The sequence below is a fragment of the Neoaquamicrobium sediminum genome, assembly GCF_013240295.1.
GTDB classification, from domain to species: Bacteria; Pseudomonadota; Alphaproteobacteria; order Rhizobiales; family Rhizobiaceae; genus Aerobium; species Aerobium sediminum.
In genome coordinates this window covers 250,032-267,023 of record NZ_JABETK010000004.1, presented here as the reverse complement: position 1 = coordinate 267,023, position 16,992 = coordinate 250,032, and the positions used below count along the sequence as shown (strand labels likewise).

The window sequence follows — 16,992 nt, the reverse complement described above, 5'->3', positions numbered from 1 at the left end:
GGCTTGGTCAGTTCCCGCACGCACGAGCTGTCCGGTGGCCTGCGGCAGCGGGTGATGATCGCGATGGCGCTTGCCTGCCGACCGCAACTGCTGATCGCCGACGAGCCGACCACGGCGCTCGACGTGACCACGCAGGCCGAAATTCTCCAGCTTATCCGTTCGCTGCAGGCGGAAACCGGCATGGCCGTGCTCTTCATCACGCACGACATGGGCGTGGTGGGCGAGATCGCAGACCGGATCGTCGTGATGCGCAAGGGCGCGTTGGTGGAGAAGGCTTCCGTCGAGCGTTTCTTCAGCAGGCCTTTCGCCGACTATTCCAAGGCATTGCTGGCGGCAACGCCGAGGCTCGGAGCGGGTGGTCCAGAAGCGCCGGCTGAAGGCGCAACCGTGCTGCGGGTCGAGAACCTGATCACCAGCTTCGGGGCTGGCGGGTTTGCTTCGAAGGCGTCCCGACGGACGATCGTCGACGGCGTTTCGCTGTCCGTCGGCAGGGGCGAAACGCTTGGTCTGGTCGGCGAATCGGGATGCGGCAAGTCGACCCTGGCGCGCTCGATCCTCCGACTGGTGGAGCCGGACCGTGGAAGCGTCGAGATTGGAGGCCGCGACTGGATGGCACTTTCAGGCGATCGGCTTATGAAGGCGCGCCGCGACGCGCAAATGGTGTTCCAGGACCCTTATGCGTCGCTCAATCCCCGCATGGCGGTGCGCGAAGCGATCACCGAGCCGGCGCGTATCCACGGCCTCGTTTCTGCTCGCGACGCCCGCGACCTTGCCGTCAGCCTCGTCGAAAAGGTCGGGCTGGAAGCCGATTGTGTCGACCGCTTCCCGCATCAGTTCTCGGGAGGTCAGCGTCAGAGGCTGGCAATCGCGCGCGCGCTCTCGGTGCGGCCTAAGCTGATCATCGCCGATGAGGCCGTGTCGGCGCTGGACGTTTCGATCGCGCGGCAGGTGACGGACCTGATGCTCGACCTGCAGCAGCGCGAAGGGCTCTCGTTCCTGTTCATAAGCCACGACATCGCCGTGGTCGAACGCGTCAGCCATCGCATTGCTGTGATGCATGCCGGACGAATCGTCGAAACGGGGCGAACGAACGACGTGCTCCGCGCGCCGCGGGACCCCTATACGCGCCGACTGCTTTCCGCCGTCCCGCGTCTGCCTGCAATCGCCACGGAGGAACGGCTCTCACGGCAATACGCTGCAAACGCATCTGCGTGGCCCGAGGTGGAGCCGTTGAGCGCATAACGGCCTAGCCTGCAATTGATCATCGGCTGAGCTAGTATGTGCGGGGCGCTGATGCCGGATGGAGACCGCACGATGACGAAACCGCGAATCTACACGATGAGTTTCGCCAGCGTATATCCGCACTATGTCGCCAAGGCCGAGAAGAAGGGGCGCACGAAAGCGGAAGTCGACGAGATCATCCGCTGGCTGACCGGCTACACCCAGGAGGGGCTGGAATCCCAGATTGAAAGACGAGCGGATTTCGAAGCCTTCATCGCTGAAGCGCCCCGGCCGAATCCGTCGCGAAGATCCATCAAGGGCGTCGTTTGCGGTGTCCGCGTCGAGAATATCGAAGAGCCTCTGATGCAGGAGATCCGCTACATGGACAAGCTGATCGACGAGCTGGCAAAGGGAAAATCGATGGAGAAGATTTTCCGCGAGTGATTTGCCTCAACGGGACCCGTAACTAGCGCTCGGCGACGGCGATCATGGTTCCCAGCCCTCGCGCGATCGTTTCATGCAGTTCGGGCGGCAGGCACGCGCAGAGTTCGCGCTCCACGGCTGCATGATCGGCCATGCTGGCATCGGCGGCGGCAATGCCCGCTTCGGTCAGTTCCACGATGACGCCGCGCCCGTCGCGCTTGTCCGCCATGCGCCGGATCAGGCCATCCTTCTCCATGCGACGCAGCAGGTTCGACAGGCCGCCGGAGGACAGGAGCAAAGTGGACAGCAGCTCGCCCGGTGACATGCGATAGGGATGGCCCGAAACCCGGATGGTCGCCAGCACCGCATAGGTGGGATATTTGAGCCCGTGCTGCGCCAACGCCCGGTCCACCGCGCGCAGGATGATATCGTGCAGGTGCAGAATCCGTCCGACCACGGCCTTGCCGCTGCAGTCGATGTCGGGCCGTTCCCGCTTCCAGCTTTCCATGCCGCGACCGACGCGGTCGAGCTCCCAGTATCGTATCTCGGCCGTGTTCAAATACCGTCCTCCTCGAGGCGCTTGGCTGTGGAGTTCCATGCTCTGCGGAATCGCTACCGCAGGGCAACAAGCCTTGGCAAAAGATAATTTACCTTCAATATATCTTTCTTGAAAGATAATATCTGCGATGTTACGCTTCTCGAACGATGCGGAAAGGGAAGAGGCCTAAACCGCGTCACAATGGGAGCCATCACATGATCAAGAAATCCTTGCTTGCAGCCGCAACGGCCAGTCTCGCCCTTGCGTCCGCGCCCGGCGTTGCCGCGGCCGACGAACTCGTGCTCGGCTCGTTCGGCGGCTCGTTCGCCGACAACGTCACGGCCTGCTACATCGAGCCCTTCAAGGCCGCCACCGGGGCGGATGTGATCCTCAAGCTCGGCAGCTCTTCACAGCACGCGGCAGCCGTGCGTGCCACCGCGGGACAGTCCGACATGGATGTCGTCTTCGCCGACGACGCCTTTGCGGTGCAGATGGCCAATGAAGGCCTTCTGGTGCAGCTCGACCGCTCGAAGCTGAGCAATGCGCCGGAAATCATCGACGGTGCCTGGGGCGCCGAAGATGCCTATGTTGCCGCCATGCTCGGCGCGACCACCATCATCTACAACAAGGATACGGTGACTACGCCGCCGACCTCCTGGAACGACCTGTTCGATCCCAAATATGAGGGGCGCGTAACGATCGGCGACATTTCCGGTACGACCGGCTGGCAGTTCCTCGCAGCGCTCAATCAGATGGAAGGCGGCACGCTCGACGACATCACGCCCGGTATCGAGAAGGTGAAGCCGCTGGTGAAATCTTCCGTGCTGCTGTACTCGCAGGCCGATCAGGTCGTCGCTCTGTTCGAGCGCGGCGAGATCGACATTGCCGTCTGGTATCCCGACCGCGCCGGTGTCGCAGCAAAGAATGGCCTGCCGCTTGCCGCGGCCTATCCCGCCGAGGGCGCCGTCGGCATCCGCCCGACCATTTCGATCCCCAAGGGTACCGCCCAGGAGGATCTCGCGCACAAATTCATCGACACCGTTCTCGATGCGGACAACCAGAAGTGCTTTTCGGAGGTCCAATTCATCGGTTCGGTCAACAAGAACGTGACCCTGTCGGACGAGGTTTCGGCAATCGTCCCGACCGGCGAGGCGCTGGACAAGATGCTGTTCCTCGATCCCAACGACATGGCCAAGCGTTTGCCTGAGTGGACCCGTCGCTGGCAGCGCGAGGTTCTGCGCTAGGCAGCTGGTCTGAACGCGGCAATCCACCGGCGGCATCCAGTCGTCGGTGGGCGGGTCATCGCATCGCCTGATGGCGCCAGGCTTTTACGGTCGGCGTTCGTCCGGGCTATCTGTGAGGTCAAATGAGCAACGTTTCCCTGCGGCATCTCGCGAAGCGCTACGGCAAGGTTGCCGTGGTCAAGGACGTGTCGCTGGAAATCGCCGAAGGTGAGTTCGTCTCGCTGCTGGGGCCGTCCGGCTGCGGAAAGACGACCATCCTTCGCATGGTTGCCGGGCTCATCGAGCCGAGCGATGGCGCGATTACCGTTGGCGGGCGTGACATCACGCGCCTGCCTCCCAACAAGCGCAATGTGGGGCTTGTGTTCCAGTCCTATGCGCTTTTCCCGCACATGACCGTGTTCGAGAACGTGGCGTTCGGCCTGCGCCGCAAGGGCGAGAGCGGGGCCGCACTCGATGAAAGGGTGCGGGAAGCGCTCGCGCTCGTGCGCCTCGAAGGCTATGGCGATCGCTATCCTCGCCAGTTGTCCGGCGGCCAGCAGCAGCGTGTTGCCATGGCGCGGGCCATCGCGCCGCGACCGAGCGTTCTGCTTTTCGACGAACCGCTCTCCAATCTCGACGCCAAGCTGCGTGACGAGATGCAGATCGAGTTGAAGCGGCTCCAGCGCGACCTCAACATCACGACGCTGTTCGTAACGCACGATCAGGCCGAGGCGCTGTCGCTGTCGGATCGCGTCTGCGTCATGAACGATGGGGTCATCCAGCAGTTCGATACGCCGGAAGAAATCTACCACCGTCCGGCGACCGCCTTCGTGGCAAGCTTCATCGGGAAGCCGAACCGCCTTGCCGGCACGGTGAAGGACGGCGCGGTCGATCTCGGCGACGGGCTTGTGCTGCAATCGAGCGGCGCCGCCTCGCTTGACGACGGGACGCCGGTCGACGTCTTCATCCGGCAGGAAGCGGTGACGCTTTCTGCTTCCCCGGATGGAAAGGGAACAGGCCTCCCCGGCACCATCGTCTTGCGCTCCTTCTCCGGCGCGCAGGTGCAGTACGTCGTCCGGCTCGGCAATCGCTTTGAAGTCGTGGTCGAAGTGGCTTCGTCCGGCGAGGGTGCCAATCTCGAGCAGGGCAGGGAAGTCTTCCTCACCATCCGCCCGCAGGACACGATCATTCTTCGCAGCGGGACCGGCGCATGAAATCGCTGCGAACCGGAGCGCTGCTGCTGTCACCGCTGCTGTTCGTGCTGCTGGCGGCCTTCGTCGTGCCGTTGCTGCTGTTGGTGCCGACCAGCTTTCAGGAATACCGGCCCGGCGAGGGCATCGCGACCGACGTTTGGACGCTGCAGAACTTCGTGCGCATCGGCGCCGACGAGTTCTATCGCGAGGTCGTGCTGCGCACGATCGGTCTCGGGATCGCGGTCACGCTGTCCTGTCTCCTGCTTGGCTATCCGGTGGCCTACCTGATCGTGCGCGGCAATCCACGCTGGCGGTTGCCACTGACGCTGCTGGTGATCTTTCCGCTGATGCTCAATCTCGTCGTGCGTTCGTTCGGCTGGATCGTGCTGCTGACCAATCGCGGTGTCGTCAACAACCTGCTGATCGACATCGGGCTGATCGACCGTCCGCTGCGGCTGATGTTCAACATGACCGGGCTGATGATCGGACTTACGCACATCTACCTGCCGTTCATGGTGCTGATGCTCGTCGCCGCCTTGCAGAACGTGCCGCGCGACGTCGAATCCGCTGCCGCGACGCTGGGATCCAGCCGGTTCCACATCTTCCGTGCGGTGACGTTGCCGCTGACGGCCCCGGGCATCATCTCGGGCTCGATCCTCGTCTTCGTGCTGACCATCAGCGCGCTGGTCACGCCGCGTATGCTTGGCGGGCCGACCTACCAGGTCATGGCGACGCTGATCTATGACGAGTTCATGCTGCTGCTCGACTGGCCGAGCGGTTCGGCGCTCTCCTTCGCGCTGGCGATCGCCACCATATTCATCATCTGGATTTCCAGCCGGATGACCAAACGCTGGGCGGGGCTGGCATGAACGAGCAACGGCCCGGACTGACCATATCGAGCGTGGCGCTGCTGGTCGTCCTGTTCCTGCAGATCCCGGTTATCGTCGTGATGCTCGCCTCGTTCAGCGAGACCTCCTATCTGACGATCCCGCCACAGGGCTGGACCTTGAAATGGTTCGAGGCGGTGCTGACCGATCGCACCTATATAGACGCCATCAAGAACAGCCTGATTCTGGCGGTAGGCTCCACGACCATCTCGCTGGTGCTGGGTGTGGCTGCCTCCTACGCAATCTTCCGTAAGCTGGTGCCGGGCTCGGAAGCCCTGACCTCGCTGCTTATGGCGCCGCTCATCATCCCGTCGGTGGTGATCGGCGTCGCGCTTCTGCAATATTTCACGCTTGTCGGCATGCGTGGCAGCTTTTGGGTGCTGCTGATCGCGCATGTCGTCATCACCGTGCCCTACATCGTGCGGTCCGCGCTCGCGAGCCTGTCGGGTATCGACCTTGCGGTGGAGGAGGCGGCGCGCGTGCTGGGCGCCAACGGTTTCACGACATTCCGGCTGGTGACGCTGCCGCTGATCAAACCCGGCCTGGTCGCCGGCGCGCTGTTCTCCTTCGTCACGTCGATGGAGAACGTCCCGGTGACGATCTTCCTGGCCGGTCCGCGCGACACCACCTTGCCCATTCTCATCTTCACCTCGGTGGAAATGGGTGTGAACCCGAGCGTGGCCGCAGTGTCCACGCTCCTCATCATCGCGACGGCGATCGTGCTGCTTGCCGCCGAGCGCTGGACCGGTTTCCACCGCTTCGTCTGACGGACACCTACATGCATCTTACCAGCAACGGCTTTCCCCTCTTCCTGACCTTCGACCTCGATGCCGAGACGATGTGGACGGCGCGCGATCCCGACTACGCCAAGCGTCCCATCCTGATGTCGCAGGGGGCCTATGGCTGGAAGGTCGGCACCGATCGCGTGCTCAATCTGCTGGCCCGCTACGGCCTCAAGACGACCTTCTTCATCCCCGGCATCATCATCGACCAGCGTCCCGAACTGGTTGAGCGGATCCTCGAGGCGGGGCACGAACTGGCGCATCACAGCTACACCCATTCGTGGATCCTCAACCTCACGCACGAACGGGAGCGTGAGGAGATGGAGAAGGGCTTCGAGACGATCAAGCGCGTTTCGGGCCGCGCCCCGCGCGGGTGGCGGTCGCCCGCTGCCGAACTCAGCGACATTTCCATGCAGCTCATGCTGGACTACGGCTTTGATTATTCGTCCAACTTCTTCGACGACGACTCACCCTACATCCATTCGGTCGATGGCAAGCAGACGAAGCTCGTCGAGCTGCCTTTCCGGTGGGTGCTCGATGACGCGCCGTTCTTCCAATATTCGATCGTTCTGCCGGGCCGCACGATGCAGGCGCCGTCGGCGGTTCTGGAAGCATGGAAGGCCGAGTTCGACGTGCTTTATGCCGAGAAGCGCATGATGATGGTCGGCATGCATCCCGAAATGATCGGCCAGCCGTCGCGCATCGGCGTTCTCGAAGGGCTCATCAAGCACGCGCTTGAGCATGGCGACGTCTGGATGGGGCGCTGCGACGAGATGGTCGAGGACATGCGGCCGCGCCTCACCGGAGCAACAGCATGACAGCCGACTTCACCGGACGCCGTATGCTCGTCACCGGTGGGGCCAAAGGCATCGGCAAGGCCGCTGCCTTGCGTTTCCTGGCCGGCGGCGCGCAGGTCGCGTGTCTGGACATGGACGAAACCGCGCTCGCGGAACTGGAGCCCGGATTTGTGGCGCTCAACGCCGATGTGACCGATACGGCTTCGGTCGAGACGGCAATAGCCGAGGCGGCGGCACGGATGGGCGGGCTCGACGGCGTCGTGAATTCCGCCGGTGTCGACCTGGAGTCCAGTCTGGAAGACATGACCGATGCGGCATGGGAGCGGCTGATCGCCGTGAACCTCACCGGGCCGATGAAAGTCTGCAGGGCGGCGTTGCCGTTCCTTAAGGCGGCCGGCGGCGGCACCATCGTCAACGTCTCGTCGGGCGCCGGCCTGCAGCCGCTGAAGTTCCGCAGCGCCTATTCCGCCTCCAAGGCAGGCTTGCAGATGTTTTCCAAGTCGCTCGCAATGGAGCTGGCCGAGGCGGGTATCCGTGTCAACGTCGTGTGTCCGGGTGCTGTCGAGACGCCGCTTTTTCGTTCATCGATCGCAGAAGGTGAGACGGGCGAGGCGCAGCTCGATGCCGTGCGCGCCCGCTATGCACTGGCCCGCATCGCCGATCCAGACGAAATCGCCGCCGGCATAGCCTTCCTGTCGAGTGCCGAAGCTTCCTACGTCACCGGCGTAGCGCTCGCGGTCGACGGCGGCCGAACGTTTCACTGAGGAAAACCGATATGCAGACGCCTGCCCGCTTCACCGACAAGGTCGCCATCGTGACTGGCGGTGGTGGTGGCATCGGCGCGGGGATTGCCGAGCGGCTGCTTGCCGAAGGCGCGAAGGTTGGCGTGCTCGATCTCAACGCCGATCCACTCAAGGCGCAGCTTGCCGACGACATGGCTGCGCGGCTGTTTGCAATCGAGGGTGACTGCACCGATCTCGGGACGCTTGAAGCGTTTCACGCGCAGGTGACCGGCGAGCTCGGTCCGATAGACGTGCTCGTCAACAATGTCGGCCAGAGCGGGCGGGCGCGCAGCGCGCACTTTCACGAATCCCGCGAAGTGGTTTGGCGCTTCGTGCTCGAAATCTCGCTGTTCAGCGCCATGCGCATGTCGCGCCTCGTCGCGCCGGCCATGCGCGAACGCGGCGGGCGCATCGTCAACATGTCGAGCGACGCAGCCTTTGTGGGCGATGCCGGGCTGGTCGACTACGCGTCGGCCAAGATGGGGCTGATCGGTTTCACCCGCTCGCTGGCGCGCGAGCTGGCGCCGTTCGGCGTTACGGTCAACGCGGTTGCGCCCGGCGCGATCCGCACCCGCGCGCACGACACCATGCCGAAAGATGTCATCGACCGCATCAAGGCCGATACGCCCGCCGGCATCGTCGGCGAGCCGGAGGATGTTGCCGCCGCTGTTGCGTTTCTCGCCAGCGACGAAGCCCGGTTCATCACGGGTCAGAGCCTGCTGATCGATGGCGGGCGCTGGATGATCTGATGGCGGGAGAGATTGTGTGTCTTTCGAGGCTCCCTTCGACAAGCTCAGGGTCGCACCTCAGGATGAGGGAAGAGAGCGCCAACCTCCCTCATCCTGAGGTGGGAGCGCAGCGAGCCTCGAAGGACGCACCACACCCGAAACGATCGATTATCGGAGAACGCCTATGTCTCACCTCGCCGACCTCACCGCCACGCAGATGGCCTCCGCCGTGCGGGCAAAGGAGGTTTCGCCGGTGGAGCTGGTCGACGCCGTGCTCCAGCGCATCGACGACCGCAGCGATCTGAATGCGTTCATCACGGTGACACATGAGGAAGCGCGGGCGCAGGCCCGGCTGGCGGAGGACAAGGTCATGACGGGTGGCGAGCTGCCGCCGCTGCACGGTGTGCCCTATTCGGTCAAGGACCTGCTCAACACCGCCGGCGTGCGCACGACGATGGGCTCGCGGCTGTTCGAGGACAACGTACCAACCACCGATGCCGTTTCCGTCGCGCGCTCGAAGGCTGCGGGCGCGATCCTCGTCGGCAAGACGACCACGCCGGAATTCGGCCATCTGCAGGCGGCGACCTCTCCACTGTTCGGCCGCACGCTCAATCCGATCGACCCGAAAGTGACGCCCGGCGCGTCGAGTTCCGGGTCGGCCGTCGCGGTCGCCACGGGCATGGGGCCGCTGTCGCTTGGCACCGACGGCGGGGGATCAAGCCGCATTCCGGCGGCCTGCTGCGGCGTCGTCGGCTTCAAGCCGTCGCTTGGCACGATCCCCCACCTGCAACTGCCGGACCTGTTCGGCGCCAACTCCTATGTCGGGCCGATGGCGCGCACGGTTGACGATGTTGCGGTGATGTTCAGCGCGATTTGCGGGCCGGATTTTCACGACACCTACGGGCAGGCGGAAAAGCTGCTGCATAAGGGCGGCGCGTCGCTTTCTGGCCTGCGCGTCGGCTACATCGCGGAAGGTGGCGCGCGGGTCGAACGCGAGACCGCCGCAATCACCGCCGCGGCGGTGAAGAAGCTGGAAGACGCCGGCGCGCTGGTGGATGAAGCCGTCATCGACTTCAAGTCGTATGAGCCTGTGTTCCTCACCATCCTGCGCGTTGGCCTTGCGGCACGCACCGGCCCGTTTCTCAAGGGAAGAGAGGAACTGGCGAGCCAGACGCTGATCGATACCATCGTGTTCGGCAACGGCTATTCCGCCGTCGAGCTTTCGAACGCCAATTCTGCACGCACGCGGCTATTTCGCGAGCTTCAGGCGCTGTTCGAGCGCTTCGATATACTGGTGTCGCCGACGTTGACCGCGCCGCCCCTGCCGATCGACGTCGACCCGACAGGCGACATCGAGATCGACGGCGTCAATTGCGGGACGATACGCGGCGCGTGGTATCCATTCACATTTCCGCAAAACCTCTCCGGCCATCCGGCCATCACCATTCCCTGCGGCAAGACGGCTTCCGGCCTGCCGCTCGGGCTGCATATCTGCGCGCCCTGGTATCGCGACCTTGCCTTGTTGCAGGTGGCGACGGAGGCCGAAGCGCTCTTCACGTAGGTTCGGCGAGGCTTCGCCGGCGGGTTTCAACGACAAAGGAGGACAAGAATGTCGTTTAAAATCACCCTCAAATCGGCGCTCGTCGCGGGCGGGATGCTAGCGGCCGGCCTTGCCCACGCACAGGCACCCATTCCGGTTGTGGACCTGAAGACAGGCCCCAATAACGCCATCACGGACGTGCCGGGCATTCTCGTCGGGCACAGCACCCGCAAGGATGCGCAGACTGGCACCACGGCGCTGCTCTTTCCGGAAGGCGCACTGATGGGCATGTCGCCAAGCGGCGGTGCTCCGGGCACGCGCCTGGCCGCGCTTCTGACCGCTCAGCATCAGGACGCTCAACGTGTCGTCATGCACGGCCTCACGTTGAGCGGGGGCAGCATCTACGGCCTCGACACGGCCTGCGGCGTGGTCAAGTTCCTCGACGAAAAGGGATGGACCTATGGCGGGCGGGCGCATGTGCCCGGGGCGATCATCTTCGATCTCGGACGCAGCGATGTCGATGCCCCTCCCGGACGCGGCGACAAGCCATGCGAGGACGGCTACGTTGCCGCCAGCAACGCCAAGGACGGCCCTGTTGAGCAGGGCAGCGTCGGGGCGGGCACGGGCGCGCGCGCAGCCGGCATGAAAAGCGGCCTCGGCACTGCCAGCGCCGTGATGGCAGACGGCACCATCGTCGGCGCACTGGTCGTCGTCAACCCGGCCGGGCGCGTCTACAACGTCAATGCCAATTGCGAACTCTACACGCTGTGGCTCGAGCTCGACGACGAGTTTGGTGACATCAAGGTGCCGCCGCAGGGCTGTTCGACGTCGCCGAAGGACATGGAACTGATCCGCCCCGGCGAGAACACGACGATCGGCGTGGTTGCCACGAGCGCGCCGCTCACGGCTGGCCAGACCGAGCGGCTTGCCATCGTCGCCAATGACGGAATGGCCCGGGCCATTCGTCCGGCGCACTCGACCAGCGACGGCGACACCGTGTTTGCCGTGACGCTCGGCGACGATCCGTCGACGGTCGCGCAGTCGAATTTCGTCGAGGCATCGCAGTTCCGCGACATCCTTTCAGTAGCGGCCGATGTCTATGCGCGTGCGATCACCCATGCGGTGCTCAATGCCGATCCGGAACTGGGCGAGACCTATTGCGTGCGTTTCCCCGGAGCCTGCAGCGGCGAATAGCTGCTTGAAGGCACGCTGTTGCCTCCGTGCGGACTATATCCGCGCGGAGGCAGTCTGGTGTTGGGAGTTTCATGTGGAAGAGCGCCGAAGCTCCTTCACGCGTGCTGGGCAATTACGGTCAGGAAAGCCGGACCGTAGCGATCGAGCTTGGCCTCGCCGACGCCCGGCACGTTCGCCATTTCGGCGCGGGACGAAGGCTTCGCAGCCGCGATTTCGATCAGGGTCTTGTCATGGAAGATCACGTAGGGCGGTACGTTCTGCGCGCGGGCCATTTCCGTACGCTTCTGTCGGAGCGCCTCGAACAGGTCGCGATCGCCCTCGGATACGGCCGCCTGCGCCGTCATGCGCGATACCTTGCCGCGTCGGGCGCGCGGCGGCGCGGGCACACGCAGCATGAGGGCTGATTTCTCCCGCAGGAAGTCGCGGCCTGCCTGCGCAATCGATAGCCCACCATGGCCGGCGAGATCGACGTCAACCAGGCGCAGAGCGATCAACTGGCGCACGATCGCCCGCCAGGTGCGGCTATCGTGCTCTGTGCCGATGCCGAATGTGGAAATCCGGTCGTGTCCGAACTGAGCGATGCGATCGTTATGCACCCCAAGCAGCACGTCGACGATATAGGCCTGACCGAAACGTTCGCCGGTGCGGTAGATGCAGGATAGCGCCTTCTGCGCGGCGACGGTGCCGTCGAAAAGCTTTGGTGGATCGGCGCAGGTGTCGCAATTGCCGCACGGCTCGCCCGTGTCGCCGAAATAGGACAGAAGCGCCTGCCGGCGGCAGCCGGCAGTCTCCGCCAGCCCGAGCAGCGCATCCAGCTTCTGACGCTCCATGCGCTTTCGCGGATCGGGCGCGTCCGATTCCTCGATGAACCGGCTGCGCAGCGCGATGTCCTCATAGCCGTAAAGCATGAGAGCATCGGCCGGCAGGCCGTCGCGCCCGGCGCGGCCCGTCTCCTGGTAATAGGCCTCGATGCTGCCCGGCAGGTCGAGATGAGCGACGAAGCGCACATCCGGCTTGTCGATGCCCATGCCGAAGGCAATGGTGGCGACCATGATCACCGCATCGCCATGCTGGAACCGCGTCTGGTTGGCCTCGCGCGCCGCCTTGTCCATGCCTGCGTGATATGAGAGGGCATCGTAACCCTGATCGCGCAGCCAGATTGCGGTTTCGTCGGTCTTGCGCTTTGACAGGCAGTAGACGATGCCGCTCTCGCCTTCGTGGCGTTTGAGGAACTCCTTCAGTTGCGCGCGCGGACTGTCCTTCTCCTCGATTGCGTAGCGGATGTTGGGACGGTCGAAGCCGGCGATGAAGGCGTCGGCTTCCGCGATCTTCAGATGAGAGAGGATTTCGGCGCGCGTCGGTTCGTCGGCGGTCGCCGTCAGCGCCATGCGTGGCGTGTCGGGGAACTGCCTCACAAGCGCGTCGAGCTGACGGTAGGAGGGGCGGAAGTCGTGTCCCCACTGCGACAGGCAGTGCGCCTCGTCGATGGCGATCAGCGATAGGTGTACCTGTTCGAGCCGCCTCAGTACGTCAGTACGCAGCAGCGTTTCGGGTGCCACGTAAAGCAGGTCCAGGGCGCCATCTTGGATGTCGCGCCACAATGCGCTGCGTTCGTCGGCGGGCAGGTCCGAATTGAGTGCCGCGGCCCTCACGCCCGCCTGCCGCAAGGCCGCGACCTGATCGGCCATCAACGCCAGCAGCGGCGAAACGACGAGGCCCATGCCGGGCCGGACGATCGCCGGGATCTGGTAGCAGAGTGACTTTCCCCCGCCCGTCGGCATCAGCACGAAGGCGTTCCCGCCGTCTATGACATGCTCGACAATACGCGCCTGCAGTCCCCTGAAAGCATCGTAACCGTAAACAGTCTTGAGGATTTCGAGGGCGTCGGCGGGCATCGTCTTCAGGGGTGGGAATCAATCAGCGCCCTTCATAGCAGCTTTGATCGGAAATGAATTCCTGGACGAAGAGCCATAACCGTTTGACACAAGGCATTCTGATTTTCGTTCCGCTGGACAATGTGCACTGCATGTCTTCGCGTTCCGCGCTGTCCGATGTGCCTACGGAAGCATCGGCTGCGTCGACTTGAGCAAGGCAACAAGCTGGCTCTGTTGATTGGCGCCCGTCTTGCTGAAGATGCGGGAAAGGTAGGTGCGAGCCGAGCCGAAGCCGATACATCTCCGATCTGGTTCAGCAAGTGTGCGGCCGGTGCCAAGACGTCAGGTCGGGCTGTCCAGCTCTGGGTTGCCTCTATCCCCCTTCTCATTGACGCCCCCTCGTTGTCATAGATGGATGCTACTTCGTCCAGCGGTGCACCAAGCTAACTCCCGAGGCAGCGCACTTCAGGCGACGCGCTCCGATCGTGCGATCAGGACGAGTTCATCATCGTTTTCAGAAACGTCGCGAAGGCGGATGCCGCTGGCGCAAGCGGGCGTCCCTCCCTCTTCAGAATCCCGAAGTCGCGCATCAGCGGGGCCGGCGCAAGGCGCAGTGCGCGGCAGCGCGACAGATCGAGCCGATGGCTCATCATCGAAGGAACGAAGGTGATACCCATCCCGACCTCGGCATAGGCCATCAAGGTCGCGAGGTTGATCGCCTCACGTTCGGCCACCGGCTTCAGGCCGGCTGTCGCGAAAGCAATATCGATCTCCGCGCGGAACGCCGAGCCGACAACTGGTAACAGCAATGGTACGTCGGCCAGCCGCGTAATGTCGACCGAGCTATCCTTCGCGAATGGATGGTCGTGAGGGACAACGACGAGGCACTCGTCGGTAAACAGTTGCTCGAAGACGAGGCCGGGCGGCTGCTGCACCCCGGTCGTCAATGCAAACTCGACATCACCCGTAAGAACGGCCGAGACCGCCCTATCAGCAACCGTATCGATCACATGGATCTGAATATTTGGATGGCGTTCGTGGAACCCGGCAAGAGCGACCGGCACAATCGTTGCTGCGGTGGACGGAAGTGCGGCCATGCGGAAGCGCCCCCTGTTGAGGGCACCTTCATCAGAAAGCTGAAAAATGAGCTGCTCGATATCGTGCAGTGTGTGGCGTGCGGTGTTGAGCAGGCGTTCCCCTTCCGGCGTGAGCGATACGCTTCGCGTGGTGCGCTCGAAAAGGCGCAGCCCGAGCCTCTGCTCCAGAAGGCTCACGCGTAGACTCACCGCGGATTGAGAAAGGTGGAGGTGCCGAGCGGCAGCGTGAAACCCTTGCCGCTCGGCCACGGCGATAAACGTTTCCAGCTGACTAAGCGTCACATTGATCATTTATCCCAATCTATTGATGAGATGTCCTCGTTTGACAAGTCTTTCCTATCGCCAGAGTGTTGCCACACACACTTTATGCGATCGGGAGGAAGTGCATACGGTGCCTCAAGAAGCTGTCCGCGCCGATGTTGCGCGTCCACTGGCCGGCCTTATCGTTGTCGAGATCACCGCTACGCCCGCGGCTGCTTTTGCGGCGGCGCTGGCTGCAGACCACGGCGCGACGGTCATCGTATGCGAGCCCGCCGCAGGATCGCCGCTGCGCCGGTTGGGTCCGGAATCTGTGCAGGCACACTGGTGGGCCGCGCTGGGCCGCGGAAAGCTGTCGCTTTGCCTCGATGAGCATAAGCCTGAATTTGCCGCCGTCCTCAGCCGACTGGAAGGGCGGAGTGGCATCCTGTTTCGCGACGAGTGGGCATTCGCCCATTGTCTGTCAGACCGATTGGGGCCGCAGCTGCTCGACGTTTGCCTGCATGCAACGGGCGCGGACCGTCGCGATTTGTGGCCCTGGAGCACGCGCAGCGAATTCGCCGCGGCCGCGTCGGGTGTCATGGCGCTGACGGGCGCCGCAGACGGTTTCGGCGTCGCGCCCGAACTGCCGCTCGCAGACTACTGTGCCGGCACGCTTGCGCTTTCGGCAGCTCTCGCCGAGCTGCGCGCTGCCAGACTGGCGGATCGTACCCCACGCCCCTTACGCTTTGCACTGCATGAGGCGTTGATGCGAATGAACGAATGGCAGGTTGCCATCGCCTCGGGCCTCGACCGGGCCGAACGCCGCAATGGCAACCGCTTTCCGATGAACTCCAACATTGGAAACATTTTCAAGACCAGCGACGGACGCCTGATCACGGTCTCGGCTGCGACGCAGCCGGTTGCGGCGCGCTTCCTGGCAATGATCGGAGGGCCGGCACTCGCGCAGGACCCCCGTTTCGCCACCCCCGCTGCCAGGCGCGAGAATATGGACGCTCTGGACGCGGAGATCGCAACCTGGATTGGCGCACGCCCCGCTGCGGACGTGCTCCGCATGGCGAGGGAGTGTGACGTGGTTGTCGGCCCAGTGCACGACGCCGGAGACATTGAGGAACATCCGCAGGTTGTCGCGCGCGCCAATGTCATTGCGGTGGATGGGCGACGCATGCCGGCGATCACGCCACGTCAGGTAGGTCGCGACCAATCTGTGCCGCGCCATGCGCCGCGTATCGGTGAGCATAGCAAAGCCGTGTTGGAGGCGATCGGTTTCGAGCCGGAGGAAGCACAGGCGCTGCTGGAGACGGGAGCCGTCAAAAAGGGCTGACACACAGGATCAACTAGGGAGGAAAGTGCAATGAGGATAAGAACACTGGTCATGTCCGCGGTCGTCGCCGCGGCGAGCTTTGTGACACTGGCACCGGTGCATGCCGAAACGAAATCGTTCGTCATCATTGGTCGAGGGTCGGCGGGATCGACGAGCGACCTGGCCTTCACGGTGCTGGAGGAGGCGCTGAAGCGGACTTTCCCGGAAGATACGGTTCAGATCCGTAGGCTGCCGGGCACGGCAGCCGCCGCGCCGCCGCGTGTCCAGACCGGCGAGGCTCAGTTCGGCCACGGCGTCGGTGAAAACGTTCTTGATGCGTGGACTGGAACGCGGACTTTCGAGGGACGGGATAAGATGCGCGACATGCGCTATCTCGGCGGCTACCTTGGCTTCCTCAAGCGTCCCTCGGCGAGCCCGACTTTCGTCACCACCGAAGACAGCGACATCAAGAGCTGGGCGGATCTCGCCGACAAGCGTATCGGCGTCGGTCCCGCCGACAGCTTGACCGCGACGATGGTGGAGGTGGCGCTCGGCGGCGTTGATCTTTCCTACGACAAGATCGCCGCGAACGGTGGGCTGGTGATGACCGGCGACTGGAATCAGCAGTTCGAAATGATGGGCGATGGCCAGCTGGACGCGGTCTTCTTCACTGGTGACCATCCGGCCGATCATTACTCAGTTCGCAGCCAACAACTCGCCACGGCTCGTCACGATGGACGAACCGGTGCTCAACGCCTTGATGGAGAACTATCCGACTTTCTCGCGCAACGACATGCCCGCCCAAACCTATGACTGGCAGAAGGAAGAGGTCAGCGGCATCCAGCTTTCGATCGGTTACATCGTGCACAAGGATGTGCCGGAAGAGACGGTCTACGAGCTGTGCAAGCAGCTCTATGTAGGCGACGGCGCCAAGGTTTGGGGCGATGTGGTGCCAGGCTGGGCCGGCGCCGAGACGATGGCGCCGCGCGCGGCTGCAACGGTGTTCATCCCACTCCATCCCGGTGCGAAGCGCTGCTTTGAGGAGGCCGGGATCGATATCAACTACATCGCCGCAGGCAACGACACACCCTGACGTAAACATGACGGCGTGGCGGGCTGGCGTCCGCCGCGCCTTCATGAAAGGGAGGACTG

General features: G+C 63.6%; 17 protein-coding genes. 14 read left to right on the top strand and 3 right to left on the bottom strand.

The annotated features are described in order from the left end of the window. The first annotated feature begins 3 nt into the window (after positions 1 to 3). Together HK436_RS27210 and HK436_RS27205 are read left to right on the top strand one after the other, a co-directional pair. The gene (locus HK436_RS27210; protein WP_244649467.1) at positions 4 to 1,242 is read left to right on the top strand and encodes an ATP-binding cassette domain-containing protein; all 1,239 of its coding nucleotides are present in this window, start codon (positions 4 to 6) and stop codon (positions 1,240 to 1,242) included. A gap of 72 nt (positions 1,243 to 1,314) precedes the next feature. Next, positions 1,315 to 1,665 (top strand): DUF2200 domain-containing protein, encoded by a 351-nt coding sequence (locus HK436_RS27205; RefSeq protein WP_173194772.1) that lies wholly within the window; start codon positions 1,315 to 1,317, stop codon positions 1,663 to 1,665. Positions 1,666 to 1,687: 22 nt separating this feature from the next. On the opposite strand, the gene HK436_RS27200 is transcribed toward HK436_RS27205, so the two are convergent. Beyond that, positions 1,688 to 2,203, bottom strand: a complete 516-nt coding sequence (locus HK436_RS27200; RefSeq protein ID WP_244649466.1) for a MarR family winged helix-turn-helix transcriptional regulator — start codon at positions 2,201 to 2,203, stop codon at positions 1,688 to 1,690. A 194-nt stretch (positions 2,204 to 2,397) separates the two neighbouring features. Between HK436_RS27200 and HK436_RS27195 the strand changes: the two genes are divergently transcribed. From HK436_RS27195 to HK436_RS27155, 9 genes are all read left to right on the top strand, one after another. Beyond that, entirely contained in the window at positions 2,398 to 3,426 is a 1,029-nt protein-coding gene (locus tag HK436_RS27195; RefSeq protein WP_173194770.1) for an ABC transporter substrate-binding protein, read from the top strand. A gap of 122 nt (positions 3,427 to 3,548) precedes the next feature. Then, positions 3,549 to 4,619: an ABC transporter ATP-binding protein gene (locus tag HK436_RS27190; RefSeq protein WP_173194769.1), complete on the top strand. Its 1,071-nt coding sequence runs from the start codon at positions 3,549 to 3,551 to the stop codon at positions 4,617 to 4,619. Continuing rightward, a complete protein-coding gene (locus HK436_RS27185) occupies positions 4,616 to 5,467 on the top strand; it encodes an ABC transporter permease (RefSeq protein ID WP_173194768.1) in 852 nt (283 codons plus the stop codon). Before HK436_RS27190 ends, HK436_RS27185 begins: the two co-directional genes overlap by 4 nt. Next, entirely contained in the window at positions 5,464 to 6,252 is a 789-nt protein-coding gene (locus HK436_RS27180) for an ABC transporter permease (protein ID WP_039710423.1), read from the top strand. Before HK436_RS27185 ends, HK436_RS27180 begins: the two co-directional genes overlap by 4 nt. Before the next feature lie 11 nt (positions 6,253 to 6,263). Continuing rightward, positions 6,264 to 7,085 carry a polysaccharide deacetylase family protein gene (locus HK436_RS27175; protein ID WP_173194767.1) on the top strand — a complete coding sequence of 274 codons (822 nt, stop codon included), beginning with the start codon at positions 6,264 to 6,266 and terminating at the stop codon, positions 7,083 to 7,085. Beyond that, positions 7,082 to 7,828, top strand: a complete 747-nt coding sequence (locus HK436_RS27170; RefSeq protein ID WP_173194766.1) for an SDR family NAD(P)-dependent oxidoreductase — start codon at positions 7,082 to 7,084, stop codon at positions 7,826 to 7,828. Before HK436_RS27175 ends, HK436_RS27170 begins: the two co-directional genes overlap by 4 nt. Positions 7,829 to 7,839: 11 nt before the next feature. Continuing rightward, positions 7,840 to 8,595: an SDR family NAD(P)-dependent oxidoreductase gene (locus HK436_RS27165; protein WP_173194765.1), complete on the top strand. Its 756-nt coding sequence runs from the start codon at positions 7,840 to 7,842 to the stop codon at positions 8,593 to 8,595. A 163-nt stretch (positions 8,596 to 8,758) separates the two neighbouring features. Beyond that, positions 8,759 to 10,135: an amidase gene (locus HK436_RS27160; protein ID WP_173194764.1), complete on the top strand. Its 1,377-nt coding sequence runs from the start codon at positions 8,759 to 8,761 to the stop codon at positions 10,133 to 10,135. Between the two features lie 48 nt (positions 10,136 to 10,183). Continuing rightward, positions 10,184 to 11,308 (top strand): P1 family peptidase, encoded by a 1,125-nt coding sequence (locus tag HK436_RS27155; protein WP_173194763.1) that lies wholly within the window; start codon positions 10,184 to 10,186, stop codon positions 11,306 to 11,308. A 95-nt stretch (positions 11,309 to 11,403) separates the two neighbouring features. Here the strand turns inward: HK436_RS27155 and recQ are convergent, their stop codons facing one another. Together recQ and HK436_RS27145 are read right to left on the bottom strand one after the other, a co-directional pair. Beyond that, positions 11,404 to 13,203: a DNA helicase RecQ gene (gene recQ, locus HK436_RS27150; RefSeq protein WP_173194762.1), complete on the bottom strand. Its 1,800-nt coding sequence runs from the start codon at positions 13,201 to 13,203 to the stop codon at positions 11,404 to 11,406. 470 nt (positions 13,204 to 13,673) lie between these two features. Further along, complete coding sequence (locus HK436_RS27145) at positions 13,674 to 14,570, bottom strand: LysR family transcriptional regulator (protein ID WP_173194761.1); 897 nt, start codon at positions 14,568 to 14,570, stop codon at positions 13,674 to 13,676. Between the two features lie 100 nt (positions 14,571 to 14,670). Here HK436_RS27145 and HK436_RS27140 point away from each other — a divergent pair, with 100 nt between their 5' ends. The 3 genes from HK436_RS27140 to HK436_RS32600 are packed head-to-tail and all read left to right on the top strand — an operon-like array spanning position 14,671 to position 16,933. Further along, positions 14,671 to 15,861, top strand: a complete 1,191-nt coding sequence (locus HK436_RS27140) for a CoA transferase (protein WP_173194760.1) — start codon at positions 14,671 to 14,673, stop codon at positions 15,859 to 15,861. A gap of 51 nt (positions 15,862 to 15,912) precedes the next feature. Then, entirely contained in the window at positions 15,913 to 16,653 is a 741-nt protein-coding gene (locus HK436_RS27135) for a TAXI family TRAP transporter solute-binding subunit (RefSeq protein ID WP_173194759.1), read from the top strand. Then, positions 16,574 to 16,933, top strand: a complete 360-nt coding sequence (locus tag HK436_RS32600) for a TAXI family TRAP transporter solute-binding subunit (RefSeq protein WP_280515867.1) — start codon at positions 16,574 to 16,576, stop codon at positions 16,931 to 16,933. The genes HK436_RS27135 and HK436_RS32600 overlap by 80 nt, the downstream gene beginning before the upstream one ends. Positions 16,934 to 16,992: the final 59 nt, after the last annotated feature.

Excerpts from the sequence above, each read along its gene's own strand:
- HK436_RS27170 (WP_173194766.1), top strand. The coding sequence starts at position 7,082 with ATGACAGCCGACTTCACCGGACGCCGTATGCTCGTCACCGGTGGGGCC.
- HK436_RS27165 (WP_173194765.1), top strand. The coding sequence starts at position 7,840 with ATGCAGACGCCTGCCCGCTTCACCGACAAGGTCGCCATCGTGACTGGC.
- HK436_RS27190 (WP_173194769.1), top strand. The coding sequence starts at position 3,549 with ATGAGCAACGTTTCCCTGCGGCATCTCGCGAAGCGCTACGGCAAGGTT.
- recQ (WP_173194762.1), bottom strand. The coding sequence starts at position 13,203 with ATGCCCGCCGACGCCCTCGAAATCCTCAAGACTGTTTACGGTTACGAT.
- HK436_RS32600 (WP_280515867.1), top strand. The coding sequence starts at position 16,574 with ATGGACGAACCGGTGCTCAACGCCTTGATGGAGAACTATCCGACTTTC.
- HK436_RS27160 (WP_173194764.1), top strand. The coding sequence starts at position 8,759 with ATGTCTCACCTCGCCGACCTCACCGCCACGCAGATGGCCTCCGCCGTG.
- HK436_RS27145 (WP_173194761.1), bottom strand. The coding sequence starts at position 14,570 with ATGATCAATGTGACGCTTAGTCAGCTGGAAACGTTTATCGCCGTGGCC.
- HK436_RS27155 (WP_173194763.1), top strand. The coding sequence starts at position 10,184 with ATGTCGTTTAAAATCACCCTCAAATCGGCGCTCGTCGCGGGCGGGATG.
- HK436_RS27205 (WP_173194772.1), top strand. The coding sequence starts at position 1,315 with ATGACGAAACCGCGAATCTACACGATGAGTTTCGCCAGCGTATATCCG.
- HK436_RS27175 (WP_173194767.1), top strand. The coding sequence starts at position 6,264 with ATGCATCTTACCAGCAACGGCTTTCCCCTCTTCCTGACCTTCGACCTC.
- HK436_RS27195 (WP_173194770.1), top strand. The coding sequence starts at position 2,398 with ATGATCAAGAAATCCTTGCTTGCAGCCGCAACGGCCAGTCTCGCCCTT.
- HK436_RS27185 (WP_173194768.1), top strand. The coding sequence starts at position 4,616 with ATGAAATCGCTGCGAACCGGAGCGCTGCTGCTGTCACCGCTGCTGTTC.
- HK436_RS27180 (WP_039710423.1), top strand. The coding sequence starts at position 5,464 with ATGAACGAGCAACGGCCCGGACTGACCATATCGAGCGTGGCGCTGCTG.
- HK436_RS27135 (WP_173194759.1), top strand. The coding sequence starts at position 15,913 with ATGTCCGCGGTCGTCGCCGCGGCGAGCTTTGTGACACTGGCACCGGTG.